15 protein-coding genes are annotated in these 15,274 nt (G+C 53.1%); 5 read left to right on the top strand and 10 right to left on the bottom strand.

All coding sequences use genetic code 11. The features are described 5' to 3' along the window. Positions 1-52: 52 nt before the first annotated feature. Positions 53-331 carry a type II toxin-antitoxin system RelE/ParE family toxin gene (locus WB371_RS12390; RefSeq protein ID WP_336220497.1) on the top strand — a complete coding sequence of 93 codons (279 nt, stop codon included), beginning with the start codon at positions 53-55 and terminating at the stop codon, positions 329-331. After that, complete coding sequence (locus WB371_RS12385) at positions 331-615, top strand: HigA family addiction module antitoxin (RefSeq protein ID WP_336220367.1); 285 nt, start codon at positions 331-333, stop codon at positions 613-615. Before WB371_RS12390 ends, WB371_RS12385 begins: the two co-directional genes overlap by 1 nt. Before the next feature lie 90 nt (positions 616-705). Here WB371_RS12385 and fdnI read toward each other — a convergent pair whose 3' ends face one another. Genes fdnI through fdnG form a run of 3 tightly spaced genes read right to left on the bottom strand, consistent with a single transcriptional unit; the run spans position 706 to position 5,299 of the window. Further along, entirely contained in the window at positions 706-1,362 is a 657-nt protein-coding gene (gene fdnI, locus WB371_RS12380; protein ID WP_336220366.1) for a formate dehydrogenase-N subunit gamma, read from the bottom strand. Continuing rightward, positions 1,355-2,239 carry a formate dehydrogenase subunit beta gene (fdxH, locus tag WB371_RS12375; protein ID WP_336220365.1) on the bottom strand — a complete coding sequence of 295 codons (885 nt, stop codon included), beginning with the start codon at positions 2,237-2,239 and terminating at the stop codon, positions 1,355-1,357. Before fdxH ends, fdnI begins: the two co-directional genes overlap by 8 nt. A gap of 12 nt (positions 2,240-2,251) precedes the next feature. After that, positions 2,252-5,299 (bottom strand): formate dehydrogenase-N subunit alpha, encoded by a 3,048-nt coding sequence (fdnG, locus tag WB371_RS12370; RefSeq protein WP_336220364.1) that lies wholly within the window; start codon positions 5,297-5,299, stop codon positions 2,252-2,254. A gap of 236 nt (positions 5,300-5,535) precedes the next feature. Here fdnG and yddG point away from each other — a divergent pair, with 236 nt between their 5' ends. From yddG to WB371_RS12355, 3 genes are all read left to right on the top strand, one after another. Further along, positions 5,536-6,417 (top strand): aromatic amino acid efflux DMT transporter YddG, encoded by an 882-nt coding sequence (gene yddG / locus WB371_RS12365; protein ID WP_336220363.1) that lies wholly within the window; start codon positions 5,536-5,538, stop codon positions 6,415-6,417. A gap of 529 nt (positions 6,418-6,946) precedes the next feature. Further along, positions 6,947-8,053, top strand: coding sequence for a porin OmpC (ompC, locus tag WB371_RS12360; protein ID WP_336220362.1), 1,107 nt, complete (start codon positions 6,947-6,949; stop codon positions 8,051-8,053). A gap of 139 nt (positions 8,054-8,192) precedes the next feature. Beyond that, a complete protein-coding gene (locus WB371_RS12355) occupies positions 8,193-8,579 on the top strand; it encodes a GFA family protein (protein ID WP_336220496.1) in 387 nt (128 codons plus the stop codon). Position 8,580: 1 nt separating this feature from the next. Here the strand turns inward: WB371_RS12355 and WB371_RS12350 are convergent, their stop codons facing one another. From WB371_RS12350 to catC, 7 genes are all read right to left on the bottom strand, one after another. Continuing rightward, positions 8,581-10,068, bottom strand: a complete 1,488-nt coding sequence (locus WB371_RS12350; RefSeq protein ID WP_336220361.1) for an MFS transporter — start codon at positions 10,066-10,068, stop codon at positions 8,581-8,583. 190 nt (positions 10,069-10,258) lie between these two features. Beyond that, positions 10,259-11,032, bottom strand: a complete 774-nt coding sequence (locus WB371_RS12345; RefSeq protein WP_336220360.1) for a 1,6-dihydroxycyclohexa-2,4-diene-1-carboxylate dehydrogenase — start codon at positions 11,030-11,032, stop codon at positions 10,259-10,261. A gap of 9 nt (positions 11,033-11,041) precedes the next feature. Further along, complete coding sequence (benC, locus tag WB371_RS12340; RefSeq protein ID WP_336220359.1) at positions 11,042-12,058, bottom strand: benzoate 1,2-dioxygenase electron transfer component BenC; 1,017 nt, start codon at positions 12,056-12,058, stop codon at positions 11,042-11,044. A gap of 9 nt (positions 12,059-12,067) precedes the next feature. After that, positions 12,068-12,553 (bottom strand): benzoate 1,2-dioxygenase small subunit, encoded by a 486-nt coding sequence (gene benB, locus WB371_RS12335; protein ID WP_336220358.1) that lies wholly within the window; start codon positions 12,551-12,553, stop codon positions 12,068-12,070. Continuing rightward, positions 12,553-13,935 carry a Rieske 2Fe-2S domain-containing protein gene (locus WB371_RS12330; RefSeq protein ID WP_336220357.1) on the bottom strand — a complete coding sequence of 461 codons (1,383 nt, stop codon included), beginning with the start codon at positions 13,933-13,935 and terminating at the stop codon, positions 12,553-12,555. The genes benB and WB371_RS12330 overlap by 1 nt, the downstream gene beginning before the upstream one ends. A gap of 52 nt (positions 13,936-13,987) precedes the next feature. After that, positions 13,988-14,914 carry a catechol 1,2-dioxygenase gene (gene catA / locus WB371_RS12325; RefSeq protein ID WP_336220495.1) on the bottom strand — a complete coding sequence of 309 codons (927 nt, stop codon included), beginning with the start codon at positions 14,912-14,914 and terminating at the stop codon, positions 13,988-13,990. A gap of 66 nt (positions 14,915-14,980) precedes the next feature. After that, the gene (catC, locus tag WB371_RS12320; RefSeq protein WP_336220356.1) at positions 14,981-15,271 is read right to left on the bottom strand and encodes a muconolactone Delta-isomerase; all 291 of its coding nucleotides are present in this window, start codon (positions 15,269-15,271) and stop codon (positions 14,981-14,983) included. Positions 15,272-15,274: the final 3 nt, after the last annotated feature.

Below are 15,274 nucleotides of genomic sequence, written 5' to 3'. Positions count from 1 at the left end.
GCCACACGCAACGTAATGATACTGTTCCTTCTGAGGGAACGAGGTGAGATGGATGATCATGAGCTTCAGACATAAAGGACTACGCGACCTGTTTCTTCTCGGCAAAACGTCTGGCGTGATGGCAAAACACGTCAAACGTTTACGACACCGCCTTGCCGTGATTGACGCCGCAGGTTGTGTGAACGATATCAATATGCCCGGCTACCGGTTGCATTGTCTGAATGGCGATCGTGACCAGGTCTGGGCGATATCGGTTTCGGGCAACTGGCGTCTGACGTTTGAATTCGTCAATGGCGATGCGTACATTCTGGATTACGAGGATTATCACTGATGAAAATGGCGAACCATCCCCGCCCCGGGGATATTATTCAGGAAGCGCTGGACGAGCTGAACGTCAGTTTGCGTGAATTTGCCAGAGCAATGGAGATTGCGCCCTCAACGGCCAGCCGTCTGTTGACGGGCAAAGCCGCGCTGACCCCGGAAATGGCAATTAAGCTCTCTGTGGTGATCGGCAGTTCGCCTGAGATGTGGCTGAATCTGCAAAATGCCTGGAGCCTGGCGGAAGCGCAAAAAAACGTGGACGTTTCTCGTTTACGGCGGCTGGCTGTACAGTAAGCGATCTGTGTTGATCGGATAAGGCGTTAGCCGCCATCCGGCAAGTCATTTAAGGCGCTACCTGCGTAGCGCCTTATCGTCAGAAAGCGGTTACACTATCCCTTCTTCGCTCTCTTTCTTCGCTTCGGCCTTCTCAACGTCACGATACCAGCGCGGGTGATGTTTCTTCGCCCAACGGCGACTTACCTTCCCTTCGATCATCCCTTTAATTGACCCCTTCACCCAGAAGGCCATATACATGTGGATGAGGATGGCATGCATCAAAATGATGCCCGCTGCCGCGTGGATCAGCAGGCTGTAACGCACTACCTGCATCGGGAAGAATTGCGCAAAGTACGGACGCCAGATGATGACCCCGGTCACCAACAGCACAAAAATCATGCTCATAATTGACCAGAACATCATCTTCTGCCCGGCGTTGTACTTACCGACATCCGCCACTTTGTGTTCGTTGCCTTTGAGCACTTCCACAATGTTTTTCAGCCACGGAAGGTCTTGCTTATCCGGAATATTGTGATGAACGAAGCGGACAAACATGAACATCAGCGCGACAAAGATCGCCACACCAAAGAACGGGTGCAAAATACGTCCCATCTGCGGTGTGCCGAAGGTTTGCGTCAGCCATTGCAGTGTCGGGAAGAAAAACGAAATCCCCGACAGCGCCACCAGGAAGAAACAAATCACCACCGTCCAGTGACAGGCGCGATCGATGAACGTCGTGCGCACAATCATTTTCGACTTACTCATGATGATCCTCCTCGTCATCGTCCACTTCCTTGTTCGGGCCAATACCGATGTAGTGATAAATCAATCCGGCGAAGGTTGCGATAAACCCGGCGGCGGCTAAAGGCTTCAGCGCCCCTTTCCACAGATTGATTGCGGTGTCGACTTTCGGGTCGTTCGGCAAGCCGTGATACAGCGCTGGCTGACTCGCATGATGCAGAACATACATCACGTGGGTGCCGCCGACGCCCTGTGGGTTATAGACGCCAGCATGTTCATAACCACGCGCTTTCAGCTTCTCCACGCGCTGTTCACCCAGCTCCAGCATCTCTTTTTTGGTGCCGAAATGAATCGCCCCGGTCGGACAGGTTTTGACACAGGCCGGTTCCTGGCCGACGCTGACACGATCGACACAAAGCGTACATTTGTAAACGCGGTTATCCTCTTTATTGAGGCGCGGGATATTAAACGGACACCCGGCGATGCAATAGCCGCAGCCAATGCAATGTTCGGACTGAAAATCGACAATCCCGTTGGCATACTGGATGATTGCCCCCGCAGACGGGCACGCCTTCAGGCAGCCCGGATCTTCACAGTGCATACAGCCATCTTTACGAATCAGCCATTCCAGTTTTCCATTCTGTTCGGTTTCGCTAAAACGCATCACCGTCCAGGAGCGGGCGCTGAGATCGGCGGGATTGTCGTACACCCCGACACAATGCCCCACCTCGTCACGAATGTCGTTCCACTCAGAGCAGGCCACCTGGCAGGCTTTGCAGCCTACGCAGGAGGAGACGTCAATGAGCTTGGCGACCTCCGCTTTATAATCACGTACCTGCGGCGGCGGCGTGATGGTGTTGGTTGCGGACTGTCTGATGATGTCCTGCGTTTCCAAAGACATATGTTCGCCCCCTTACGCCTTCTCGATGTTAACTAAAAACGCTTTGTATTCCGGCGTTTGCGAGTTTGAATCACCGACGTTTGGTGTCAGGGTGTTGGCGATATAGCCTTTTCGCGCCACCCCTTCAAAACCCCAGTGCAGCGGAATACCGACGGTTTCAACCTGTTGACCGTTAACCTGCAGCGTACGCAGACGACGCGTAACGACCGCCACCGCACGGATAAACCCGCGCTTGCTGCTTACCGTGACGCGATCGCCATTGGCGATACCTTTTGCCGCCGCCAGCGTTTCGCTGATTTCCACAAACTGTTCCGGCTGCGCAATCGCATTCAACAACGCATGCTTGGTCCAGGTGTGGAAGTGTTCGGTCAGGCGATAGGTCGTTCCGACATACGGGAATTTGTCCTTCTTACCTAAACGCTGCACATCGTCTTCATAGATTCGCACCACCGGACTGGAAACCACGTCAGGATGCAACGGGTTAGTGCCGAGCGGCGTTTCCATCGGCTCATAGTGTTCAGGGAACGGACCTTCTGCCAGTTTATCCAGAGCAAACAGTCGCCCCATGCCTTCCGGCTGCATGATAAATGGACCGGTAGCGCTACCCGGAGGCGCGGTGTTGAAATCAGGAATATCATTCCCCGCCCATTTCGTTCCGTTCCACTGGATAAGCATCCGTTTCGGATCCCACGGTTTACCGTTGATATCCGCAGACGCACGGTTGTACAGCACGCGACGGTTCAACGGCCACGCCCATGCCCAACCCAGCGTATTACCTAACCCAGACGGATCGGCATTGTCGCGGTTGGCCATCTGGTTGCCCTGCTCCGTCCAGCTACCGGTATAAATCCAGCAGGAAGACGACGTCGTACCGTCATCACGCAACTGCGCGAAACTGCTGAGCAGTTGCCCTTTCTTCGCGATCAACACACCGTTAGCGTCATAGAGATCGGCCAGCGCATAGCCGTTATTCTCTTTTGCCACTTCTTCTGACTCCGGATGATCCGGCTGTTTGTAGTCCCAGCGCATTTTGAGCAGCGGTTCTGCGCCTTTGCCGCCTTCCGTACGGTACATGTCGCGCAGACGATGGAAGATCCCGGCCAGAATTTCGCCGTCGTTACGCGCTTCACCCGGTGCATCCTGCCCTTTCCAGTGCCACTGCAACCAGCGGCCAGAGTTGGCAATAGAGCCATCTTCTTCAGCAAAACAGGTGGACGGCAGACGGAACACTTCGGTCTGGATAGCCGCCGGATCGACATCGTTGGATTCGCCGTGGTTTTGCCAGAACGTTGATGTTTCGGTCACCAGCGGGTCGATCACCACCATATACTTCAGTTTACTCAGGCTACGAACCACCTTGTTTTTGTCCGGGAAGGACGCAACCGGGTTAAAGCCCTGACAGATGTAGCCGGTCACTTTCCCACTATCCATCATGTTGAAGTATTTGATGACGTCGTAGGCCTGGTCCCATTTCGGCAGCCAGTTAAAGCCCCAGTCATTCTCTTTGCGCGCATCATCGCCGTAGAACGATTTCATCAGGCTGACGGCAAACTTCGGATAGTTGCTCCAGTAGTTAACCTGGTCCGCCAGCGTTGCTTTTGGCGTGTTGGCATTCAGCCACGTTTGCCAGTCGCTCTGTTTCTCTGAAGGCAGCGTCAGATAGCCAGGCAGACTGGTAGAGAGCAGACCTAAATCGGTTAACCCCTGAATATTAGAGTGACCTCGCAGTGCATTGACGCCGCCACCGGCCATGCCCATGTTGCCCAGCAGCAACTGGATCATCGCCATTGTGCGGATGTTTTGCGCACCGACGGTATGTTGGGTCCAGCCCAGCGCATACAGGAAGGTTGTGGTGCGATCGGCGGCACTGGTTGAGGCCAGCACTTCACAGACTTTCAGAAAGTCGGCCTTTGGCGTACCGCAAATGTTCTCCACCACGTCCGGCGTATAGCGGGAGACGTGTTGTTTCAGCAAATTCCACACACAGCGTGGATGCGACAGGGTTTCATCGCGTTTAGCGTAGCCGTTTTCTTCGAACTGGTAGTTCCAGGATGACTTATCGTACTGGCGTTTATTCGCGTCATAGCCGCTGAATAAACCATCATCAAAGGCAAAATCATCCCGTACCAGCAGGCTGGCGTTGGTGTAATGGCGGACGTATTCGGCGTTGATTTTGTTGTTTTCTATCAGGTACAGCAGTACGCCGGACAGAAAGGTAATGTCCGTACCGGAACGAATCGGCGCGTAAATATCTGCAACCGAGGCAGTACGGGTAAAACGGGGATCGACCACAATCAGCGTGGCGTCATTGTTGTTTTTCGCTTCCATCGCCCAGCGGAATCCCACCGGATGAGCCTCAGCAGCGTTACCGCCCATGACCATGACGACATTGGCGTTTTTGATATCAACCCAGTGGTTGGTCATCGCACCGCGACCAAATGTTGGAGCAAGACTTGCTACCGTTGGTCCGTGTCAGACGCGTGCCTGGTTGTCGACGGCCAGCATGCCGAGCGAGCGCACAAATTTTTGCGTCAACATACCGGTTTCATTACTGGCTGCGGAAGCGCAAAGCATCCCTGTTGAAAGCCAGCGGTTGACCGTCACCCCCTGTTCGTTTGTCTCGATAAAGTTGGCGTCGCGATCGGCTTTCATCAGCTTCGCAATGCGGGTGAAGGCTTCATCCCAGCTAATGCGTTGCCACTTGTCGGAACCCGGCGCGCGATACTCCGGATAACGCAGGCGATTCTCGCTATGGACGTAGTCCAGCAAGCCTGCGCCTTTCGGACACAATGCTCCGCGGCTCACCGGATGATCCGGATCCCCTTCAATATGGTAAATCGCTTCTTTGGCGTTTTTTGCTCCATCACCCAGGCTATACATTAATAGCCCACAACCCACGGAACAGTATGTGCAGGTGTTTCGGATCTCTTTCGCACGTAATAACTTATAATTTCGCGACTGAGCCAGCGCCATTTTGGGGGTAAATCCCAGTGCAGCAACTGTTGTTCCGGCCATACCGCCCGCGCAGATTTTGAAAAACTTTCTGCGGCTGACGTCCATTGCTTTCCCCTTTTTTCCACAGTGGTAATTTCCGCCCGGAAACTAACAGCAAAGGCCGTATTTTTTTTGAGTCAAATCAATAACGAAACGGTTCCGCTACTAAATAGCCCCTTATGTCTGTTTTATGTACCACCATAGTGGTATCGCTCTTTCACCTTGTGTCTGGCGTGTTCAGGTAAAAAAGTGCTATATAGTTCAGCTTCATTTTTCGCAAGTTATGAAACACGGCAATCAGAATGACGAAACAAAAAGCAACGCTCATTGGGCTTATCGCTATTGTGCTATGGAGCACAATGGTCGGTCTGATTCGTGGCGTCAGTGAAGGTCTTGGCCCGGTGGGTGGCGCGGCGGCTATCTATTCATTAAGTGGACTGCTGTTGATATTTACCGTTGGATTTCCCAATATTCGTCGCTTTCCCATTGGCTATTTGATCGCCGGTAGCATGCTGTTTGTCAGTTATGAAATTTGTCTGGCATTGTCTTTGGGGTATGCCGCAACGCGTCATCAGGCCATTGAGGTGGGAATGGTCAATTATTTATGGCCCAGCCTGACTATTTTATTCGCCATTTTGTTTAATGGACAAAAGACAAACTGGGGCATCATACCAGGATTATTCCTTGCGTTGATTGGGGTTTGCTGGGTTCTTGGTGGTGAGAATGGACTTAATCCCGATGAAATTCTCAGCAATGTCACCTCCAGTCCATTAAGCTATTTTCTTGCGTTTCTCGGCGCGTTTATCTGGGCAACCTACTGCACCGTGACCAACAAATATGCACGAGGATTTAATGGAATTACCGTGTTTGTCCTGCTGACAGCGTTAAGTTTGTGGTTCCACTATTTTTTGACGCCACAACCTGAAATGATATTCAGTACACCTGTTGTGATTAAACTCTTTTCTGCGGCATTAACCCTGGGGTTTGCTTATGCGGCGTGGAACGTCGGTATTTTGCACGGTAATGTCACCATTATGGCGGTGGGCTCCTATTTCACACCTGTCCTGTCGTCAGCGCTTGCCGCTGTGCTGTTGAGCGCCCCGCTGTCGTTCTCCTTCTGGCAGGGTGCCATGATGGTCTGTGCCGGATCTCTGCTTTGCTGGTGGGCAACACGACGGGTATAAAAGGCTTCGTGTCAGTTTTTCACTGGCACGCATATAATTCAACAATCAATAATTAACCTGCAATGTTTATTTTCATTCCCTTCTTCTTATTTGCCTTTTTCTGATATGACTGCCATACCTTAATTTAGAACTCATTCAGGATTCATTTAAATTCGTGACTGAACCGCTTCTGAGACGAGCTCGTGTGTTAATGAATTGATAAAATAATGATAAAAAATGAATTTTATAATGCAAATCAAATAAATTCACCGCATATAGTATACATTGCGAACTAATTGAGATAATAACAAATTACGCACATATAGTTCCGTGCGGAAATATTTCATTCAGGGTTATCTCATATGGCGATTAATTTCTTGCTGTGTATTAAAGCGATCTGGATCACACAACTATAAATATTTAGCAATGTTATGAAACTTATTATTGAATTCGTACTGCCCCCTAATTTAAAAATAGTTTGCCATTGATGAGCAGCCTCGTTTAGCAATGGTTCAGGAATCATACCAAGAAAATTATAAGGATTTTTATAATGAAACTTAAATTAGTTGCAGTGGCAGTGACTAGCCTGTTGGCAGCAGGCGTTGTAAATGCAGCAGAAGTATACAACAAAGACGGCAACAAACTGGATCTGTACGGTAAAGTTACCGCTCTGCACTACTTCTCTGACAACAACGGTGATGACGGCGACAAAACTTATGCGCGTCTGGGCTTCAAAGGCGAAACTCAGATCAATGACCAACTGACCGGTTTCGGCCAGTGGGAATATGAATTCAAAGGTAACCGTGCCGAATCTACCGGTGGTTCAAACAGCAACAAAACCCGTCTGGCGTTTGCTGGTCTGAAATTCGCTGACTTCGGTTCTTTCGACTACGGTCGTAACTACGGCGTAGCATACGACGTTGGCGCATGGACCGACGTTCTGCCTGAGTTCGGTGGTGACACCTGGACCCAGACTGACGTGTTCATGACTGGCCGTACTACTGGCGTTGCAACCTACCGTAATACCGACTTCTTCGGTCTGGTTGAAGGCTGGAACTTCGCGCTGCAGTATCAGGGCAAAAATGGCGCTTCTGGCGAAACCAACAACGGTCGTTCTGCACTCGTTGAGCAAAACGGCGACGGTTTCGGTCTGTCCACCAGCTACGAATATGAAGGCTTCGCTGCAACTGCTGCGTACGCGAAATCTGACCGTACCGATTCCCAGACTCGTAACGGCGACAACGTATTCTATGCAGCGGGTAAAAACGCTGAAGTATGGGCTGCTGGTCTGAAATATGATGCGAACAACATCTACCTGGCAACCACCTATGCTGAAACCCGTAACATGACCACTTTCGGTGATGTAAACGGTATTGCTAACAAAGCGCAGAACTTCGAAGTGGTTGCTCAGTACCAGTTCGACTTCGGTCTGCGTCCGTCCCTGGCTTACCTGAAATCCAAAGGTAAAGACATTGGCGGTTACGGCGACCAGGATCTGGTTGAATATGTTGATGTTGGCGCGACCTACTACTTCAACAAAAACATGTCTACCTATGTTGATTACAAAATCAACCTGCTGGATGACAACAACTTCACCCGTGCTGCCGGTATCTCCACCGACGACATCGTTGCTGTTGGCCTGACCTATCAGTTCTAATTTGTAGAATTGAGCAGTACAAGAAGCCAGCCCGCTACGGGCTGGTTTTTTTTCCAGAGAGTAAACCGGTCATAAGGAGTATGCCGTGCAAACGTATACAGGACGTTGTCTCTGTGGGCAAAGCCATTTCACCGTGGACATTGAGTCACTTGATGTCTATGCCTGTCACTGTACGTTATGCCAGAAATGGTCCGGCGGTATCGCCATGTATCTGGAAGCCAGTGGGCACCCTATGATGGACCCTGATGCGCCCGAACCGGCTTATTTTTCCTCTTCTGCACGCGGTGAACGCTACTTCTGCTCCGGATGCGGCTGTCCGCTGTGGATAAAGCTGACTGACACCCTACGCTACTTCGTCCCCTGGACTCTGCTCGAATTCAACGAGGTCGATCGCCGCCGCCTGATCCTGGCCGCCGAGATCTATACCGAGACACAACCGGCGTTCTGGCGACTCACCGGACAGTACGCTCGTCTGAGCGGCAAAGAGGTTGAAGCAATGGATAACCTCTGTCAGCTTACCCACTGAGTTAATCGCGTTTCACTTTCGCCAGGCTGAACCACATGCCGATAGCAAGCACGATAAGCATGCTTCCGGCACTGCTGAGCGCCACGCTGTGTGACCAGGTAAACGCCTGTTTCGCGGCCAACAGAATACTTTCACCCATGGCGTCAGGGAACGTCTTCGCTAACTGCACGGCTTCGCCCATTGAAGACGAGGCGCGTTCAATTTCCTCTGCATCCAGACCTCCAGGAAGCGCAATCGACGCTGAAAAACTGCGGCTGAGCAGCAGACCAAAAATAGCAATTCCCAGACCCGCTCCCAGTTCGTAGGCCATCGTTTCGATTGCCCCCGCCGCCGCCGCTTTTTCGGCGGGCGCGGCAGCCATAATCGCCGCCGTTGAGGCCAGTAGCGCGCTGGCGGCGCTGAAACCCAGCAGCGCCATTAGCACCCAGGCCTGAAATTGCTGCGTGCTAAAATCTGTCGCCGCCAGACCATAGAAACTGAGCGCACTTAACGCCATTCCCCCGGTGGCGACCTTCCGCAACCCCAGCCGTGAGACCAGCATTCCGGCAATCGGACCGCTAAAACCGCTGGCAAGCATCACCGGCAGCATGAACAGCCCCGCCTGATAGGGCGACAGACCGTGTACAAACTGCAGCTCCTGTGCCATTAACAGTTCAAAATCGACCAGCGTGATCATCGCCGTCATGGCCATCACCACGCCACTTAAGATGATACGGTGGGTAAACAGACGCATATCGATCATTGGGCGCGAGGCGGCAAGCTGAATGCGTACAAACTGGGCCAGCAAAAGCGCCCCAGTCAACAGCGTAAGCGCAATAACGCTGGTCGCCATATGTCCCTTCAGTGCGGTTTTCGCGCTATAAACCAACAGTAAAATGGCCACGATCAACATAATGGCGTGCCCCAGATTCAGCGACTGATCGCGACGTCCTGCCTGACGCGGAACGTAACGTGCGGTGAGCGCCACAACGACCAGAACAATCGGCACATTAATTAAGAATACCGAGCCCCAGTAGAAATGCTCCAGCAGCATACCGCCGACCAGCGGACCGAATGCCGCGCCGCCCGATCCGACCGCCGCCCAGACGCCAAGCGCCATATTACGATGGCGCGCCTGGGAAAATGTCGCGCGGATCCCCGCCAGCGTCGCCGGAACGATCATCGCCGCGCCAATCGCCAGAACTGCACGGGTGGCGATAAGCCAACTGGCCGTGTGCGCGAATGCCGCGGTCAGTGACGCAAGACCAAACAGCGCCCCGCCGAGGATAAGCAGGCGTTTAAAACCGATGCGATCGCCGAGCGCGCCCATCGGCAGAACCATCCCTGCCATCACCAGCGAGTAAATATCAATGATCCACAGCAGTTCGTTACCACTGGCGCCCAGCGTCATGCTCAGCGTGGGCGCGGCAACGTGCAGCACCGTTGCATCTATCGCAACAGGAATGTAGACCAGCACAATAATCACTAACGTTAACCACTGACGAAACATAAAACTCCCTTCCGGTACAAAGCTGGACACATGTCCAGCTCTGACGATCCTACGGGAAATTGAACATATGTCCAACTTTTTGTTCAGCGTCGTGATTATCAATAATGAAGGATTGCCGTGTGCGGGAAAGGTGACGCCGATGAGGACGACGGCAAGCCAGACAGTATGCCTGGCTTACTGTCTGGTGACACTAACCAAGATCGCCCCCGGCAACCGGTAAGGTGATGCCTGTGATATAGCTCGCTTCGTCACTGGCAAGAAATAAAATCGCATTGGCCTGCTCCGTCAGCGTGCCGTAACGCTGCATCAGACTGCTGTCGATCGTTTGATCCACCACCTGCTGATACCAGACCTGCTCTTGTGCGGAAGGTTTCTCCACGTTGCGTGGCACCACGCGTGCAGGTGCCTCTGTCCCGCCAGGCGCCACCGCGTTAATGCGAATGCCGCTCGTACTGTACTCCATCGCAATCGCGCGCGTTAACGCATTCACACCGCCTTTTGCGGCTGAATATGGCACGCGGTTCACCCCGCCGGTGGCGACAGAGGAAATATTCACAATACTGCCGCGTCCCTGTTTCAGCATCCACGGTAGTGCCGCCCGGCAGCCCCAGAGTGTCGGAAACAGCGAGCGGCGGATCTCTTTTTCAATTTGGTCCGGCTGATACTCCGCAAACGGTTTTGCCCAGATGGTTCCGCCGACGTTATTCACCAGCACATCCAGTTGACCAAAGTGGGCGACGCCGGTAGCAAAAGCCCGTTCTGTACTTTCCCATTGCTCAAGATCCGCCTCCAGCGCCAGCGCCTGGCAACCTTCTGAAGCAAGCTCCGCCGCCAGTTCGTGGACATGACGGGCACGATCGATAAGCAACAACCGCGCCCCTTCCTTCGCGGCCTGAATAGCGGTTTGCCGGCCAATCCCCTGGGCGGCCCCGGTAATCGCCACGACTTTATGGTTAAATCGCATCTTCGCTCCTCACGCCGCCGCACTTTGGCTGGCAATAAATTTTTCATACCAGAAACCCGCGGGCGTAATATTGCGCTCACGCAGCGCCATTGTGATGGCATTCACCATCGGCGGCGGGCCACAAAGATAGATATCCACCTCGCCCTGATTGAGCATTTCATCGCTCAGGTGATCGGTGACAAAGCCGCGCTGTGGACAAGCGCTTTGCGCATCCGTCACCACCGGTAGCCAGCGAAAGCCGGGAAGTTTTTGCCGAAAAGCGTCCAGCGCCTCGGTTTTCACCAGATCGACATCGCTGGTCACCCCATAAAGTAAGGTTATCTGGCGCTGACTTTGCCTCTGCGCGAGCGTTTCCAGCATCGAGAGCATGGGGGCAAGCCCCGTTCCACCGGCAAGCATCAAGACCGGGCGCACGGTATGCCGCAAATAAAAACTGCCCATCGGACCGCTGAGGGTGAGGGTATCTCCGGGCTGGCCGCGCTGGGTCAGCCATTGGCTCATTAGCCCGCCGGGAACATTGCGGATTAAAAACCGCCCTTCCTGACTTCCCGGCAGCGAACTGAACGAATAGGCGCGCAGATGCGGCGTCCCGGGGATCTGGATATTAATATACTGCCCGGACAGAAAGTGAAGCGGCGTCTCTGGGCGCACCACCAGTTCAATCGCCGTATCGGAAAGCGCATTGATCGCCACGACGTCTGCGTCGGTGGTGGTGATGCCCGTTTTGCACTGTGCGGAGGCTACCGGAACGTCAATGACACAGTCGCTGGAGGGGATCATCTGACAGGTCAGAACCTGACGCGCAGCGGCTTCCTCGTCGCTCAGGGCCTCTGCCAGAAAGTCTTCACCAAGGGCATAATCGCCGCTGGCACAGTGGCATTTGCAGGTGCCGCAAACGCCGTCAGAGCAGTCCATCGGCAGATTCATCTTCTGGCGATACGCGGCATCCAGTACCTTTTCACCCGCATTGCACTGAATGAAGCGGGTGATGCCGTCCTCAAAATTGAGGGCAATTGTAAAGCTCATAAGCACCTCTTAAATATGGTAAACGTCAATCACCTGACGGATGTAATCGTTATTGAGTCGGACGGTTTTGCGCGTGATTCGCGGCTGGTTGTCACACTCAATCAGCGTGCAGTGCGTTGTACCGAAGTAAACATCGGTTTGCTGATAGCGATGGCTGTAGGTCGCCCAGTTGTAGCGCACTTCACAGCCGTTTTCGGTTTCGCCCAGCAACGCAATGTTGCTAATCATATGGGTAGTGCGCGGCTCCGGCGTGCTGGCGCCAGATCGTTCAGTTTTAATGCGGTACACCCTGTCTTCCAGCCCATCGCGGTTGGGATAGTAGATCAGCGAGATCTCACGCTGCGGGTCCTGCGTGGTCTTGTCGTCGTCCCCCCACGCCGGCATCCAGAAGACCACTTTTGGGCTGTAGCAATCCAGCCATGCGTCCCACTGGCGGTCATCCAGCAGTTGCGCTTCGTAGTAAAGAAACTGACGAACCTGTTCAAGCGTAAACATCAGCTCACCTCCACGCGTTGGGTAATCGACTGCTCATACTGCCGTTGTTCCTTTGCCACCGCCGCCAGCATCACGTTTTGCCAGTGGTGATGATGTGCAATGTAAAGCGCTTCATCCTCGGATTTGACGCCGCTTAACACCGGCGTAAAGCCCGCCTGTTCTGCGTGCGCGTCGGGCCCATCCACCCAGTGCAATGCGCCACGGCTGAGATCGCTCCAGGGCAGATTTTCGCCCAGATAACCGCGCTGACAGGCGCTAAACTCCTCCAGGTCGTCCGGCGTTCCCATGCCGCTAACGTTGAAGAAATCCTCATACTGGCGAATTCGTAACGCCCGCGCCTGATCGGATTCCCCTTTCGGCGCAAAGCACCAGATGGTGACTTCTGTTTTATCCACCGCCAGTGGGCGAACCACGCGGATCTGCGTCGAAAACTGATCCATCAGATACACATTGGGATAGAGGCATAAATTGCGTGTCTCATTGACCATCTGGTCGGCGCGATTCTCACCAAACTCCGCCTGTAGCCGTTCGCGATGATCGTAAACCGGGCGCACTTCCGGGTTCATGGCGCGCGTCCACAGCAGCATATGCCCGTGTTCAAACCCGTAGCCGCCGCCAGGACTTTTTGACCAGCCATTGGCATCGACCGCGCGAGTTCCTTCCGCTTCATAGTTACGCCGTGACATTGTGGAGGCGTAGTTCCAGTGCACCACGCTGACGTGGTAGCCATCGGCCCCGTTCTCCGCGCCCAGCTTCCAGTTGCCTTCATAGACGTAGCTGGATGAGCCTTTCAGCACCTCCAGCCCTTCCGGGGCCTGGTCGACAATCAGATCGATGATTTTGCGCGTCTCACCGAGGTATTCTTCAAGCGGCAGCACATCGTCACTCAGGCTACCGAATAAAAAACCGCGATATTCAGCAAAGCGCGGAAGCGCCTTCAGATCGTGCGATCCTTCGTGCTTAAACGTTTCTGGATAACCGCCGGTACTTTCATCTTTTGCCTTCAACAATTTGCCGTTATTGCTGAACGTCCAGCCATGAAACGGACAGGTAAATGAGTTTTTATTGCCCGTTTTGCGCCGACATAACATGGCGCCACGGTGCGCACAGCTATTAATTAAGGCATGCAGATCGTTCTTTTTATCGCGGGTAATAATGACCGGCTGGCGGCCCAGCGTCAGGGTAAAATAATCACCCGGCTGCGGAATTTGACTTTCATGCGCCAGAAACACCCAGTTACCTTCGAAAATATGTTTCATTTCTAAATTAAATAGCTGCTCGTCAGTAAATATCGAACGATGACAGCGATAAATATGTTTATCACGGTCGACAATTAATGCCTGCGTGATTTTGTCTTGTAATGCCGACAGCGTTTTTTGCATGCGTTGATCCCTCCTGCACAATTCAGGATTAATAAAACAGTGGGGTTATTCGTTATTCCTGCGCGCGCAGTCGGGTAATTCGCTGCTCTTCATCCGCGTTTTGCGCCGCACACAGGGTAAAATCGAAGCACACTTCGGTATGTTCACCGTCCAGGTCGCGTTGCTGGATCCGTGCCGGATCGCTGACCTTCACCGGCCCGGCAATCAGTCCTTCGCGCGTGGCGAACGCAAAGTCATCCCACAAATACGGGTCGCCGCTCAGGTTAATCTGGCTGGTCAGATGCTTAAAGCCCGGTGCTGCGACAAAGAAATGGATATGCGCCGGGCGGTTGCCGTGGCGACCCAGTTGATTAAGCAGTTTCTGCGTTGGGCCATCCGGCGGGCAACCGTAACCCGAAGGCAGAATACTGCGCGCGCTGTAGCGCCCTCCGGCATCGGTACGAATGCGCCGACGCAGGTTGTACTCACTCTGGCTTTGATCAAAGAACGAGTAGTTCCCCAGCGTATTGGCATGCCAGATATCGACAATCGCGCCAGCTACCGGTTGCCCATGAACGTCTTTGACCTGTCCGTACAACCACATCACTTCCCCCGCGTCTTTACCATCATCCATTCGCGCGTAACCCTCCGCCAGCGGCGCATTGGCGACATACAACGGCCCTTCGATGGTACGCGGCGTCCCGGATTCAGAGGACAAACGGGACTCGATGGCCTCCTGGCGCAGATCGAGAAAATGTTCAAGCCCCAGTCCCGCCGCTAACAGCGCCGCCTCCTGGCGTCCGCCCAGTTCATGGAGATAATTCACCGCCTGCCAGAATTCTTCCTGGGTGACATTATAATCGTCAATAAGTGTACAAATATCACTGAGCAGGCGGTGAATAATGGATTTAAAACGTTCATTACCTTCAGGGCCATTTAACCCGGCACCTTCACGTAATAATTTTTGCACGTCGTCTTGTTGGATAAAGGAGTGGCTCATCATGCTTCTCGCTTATTATTGTCTGTAGGGTTTATGCCGGTATTATCCGGCAGGATGTATTTGCTACTATTGGTCGTTACTGTGAATCGATGAAGGATGGCGACATAATGCTTCGACACGAATATCCATAAAGGGATATAACGGCAGCGCCATTAATAATTGATGTAATTCCTCGGCATCCTCGACATCAAATATGCTGACATTGGCATACAGACCCGCCACGCGCCAGATATGTCGCCATTTCCCGTCGCGTTGCAATTGTTGGGAATAGGCTTTTTCCCGTGATTTAATATCTTCGACTTCATCTGTCGGCATTCCGTGAGGAATATTCACGGTCATATCCACTTTAAATAACATGCT

Source organism: Citrobacter amalonaticus, from assembly GCF_037053465.1.
Lineage (GTDB): Bacteria > Pseudomonadota > Gammaproteobacteria > Enterobacterales > Enterobacteriaceae > Citrobacter_A > Citrobacter_A amalonaticus_H.
Note: the sequence above shows the minus strand (reverse complement) of the source record. Positions and strands in the feature narration are given on the sequence as shown.

Bases quoted from the DNA above. Each gene is read 5' to 3' on its own strand.
- fdnI (WP_336220366.1), bottom strand. From the start codon at position 1,362: ATGAGTAAGTCGAAAATGATTGTGCGCACGACGTTCATCGATCGCGCC.
- catC (WP_336220356.1), bottom strand. From the start codon at position 15,271: ATGTTATTTAAAGTGGATATGACCGTGAATATTCCTCACGGAATGCCG.
- WB371_RS12350 (WP_336220361.1), bottom strand. From the start codon at position 10,068: ATGTTTCGTCAGTGGTTAACGTTAGTGATTATTGTGCTGGTCTACATT.
- ompC (WP_336220362.1), top strand. From the start codon at position 6,947: ATGAAACTTAAATTAGTTGCAGTGGCAGTGACTAGCCTGTTGGCAGCA.
- WB371_RS12390 (WP_336220497.1), top strand. From the start codon at position 53: ATGATCATGAGCTTCAGACATAAAGGACTACGCGACCTGTTTCTTCTC.
- fdxH (WP_336220365.1), bottom strand. From the start codon at position 2,239: ATGTCTTTGGAAACGCAGGACATCATCAGACAGTCCGCAACCAACACC.
- catA (WP_336220495.1), bottom strand. From the start codon at position 14,914: ATGAGCCACTCCTTTATCCAACAAGACGACGTGCAAAAATTATTACGT.
- WB371_RS12385 (WP_336220367.1), top strand. From the start codon at position 331: ATGAAAATGGCGAACCATCCCCGCCCCGGGGATATTATTCAGGAAGCG.
- benB (WP_336220358.1), bottom strand. From the start codon at position 12,553: ATGTTTACGCTTGAACAGGTTCGTCAGTTTCTTTACTACGAAGCGCAA.
- benC (WP_336220359.1), bottom strand. From the start codon at position 12,058: ATGAGCTTTACAATTGCCCTCAATTTTGAGGACGGCATCACCCGCTTC.
- WB371_RS12330 (WP_336220357.1), bottom strand. From the start codon at position 13,935: ATGCAAAAAACGCTGTCGGCATTACAAGACAAAATCACGCAGGCATTA.
- yddG (WP_336220363.1), top strand. From the start codon at position 5,536: ATGACGAAACAAAAAGCAACGCTCATTGGGCTTATCGCTATTGTGCTA.
- WB371_RS12345 (WP_336220360.1), bottom strand. From the start codon at position 11,032: ATGCGATTTAACCATAAAGTCGTGGCGATTACCGGGGCCGCCCAGGGG.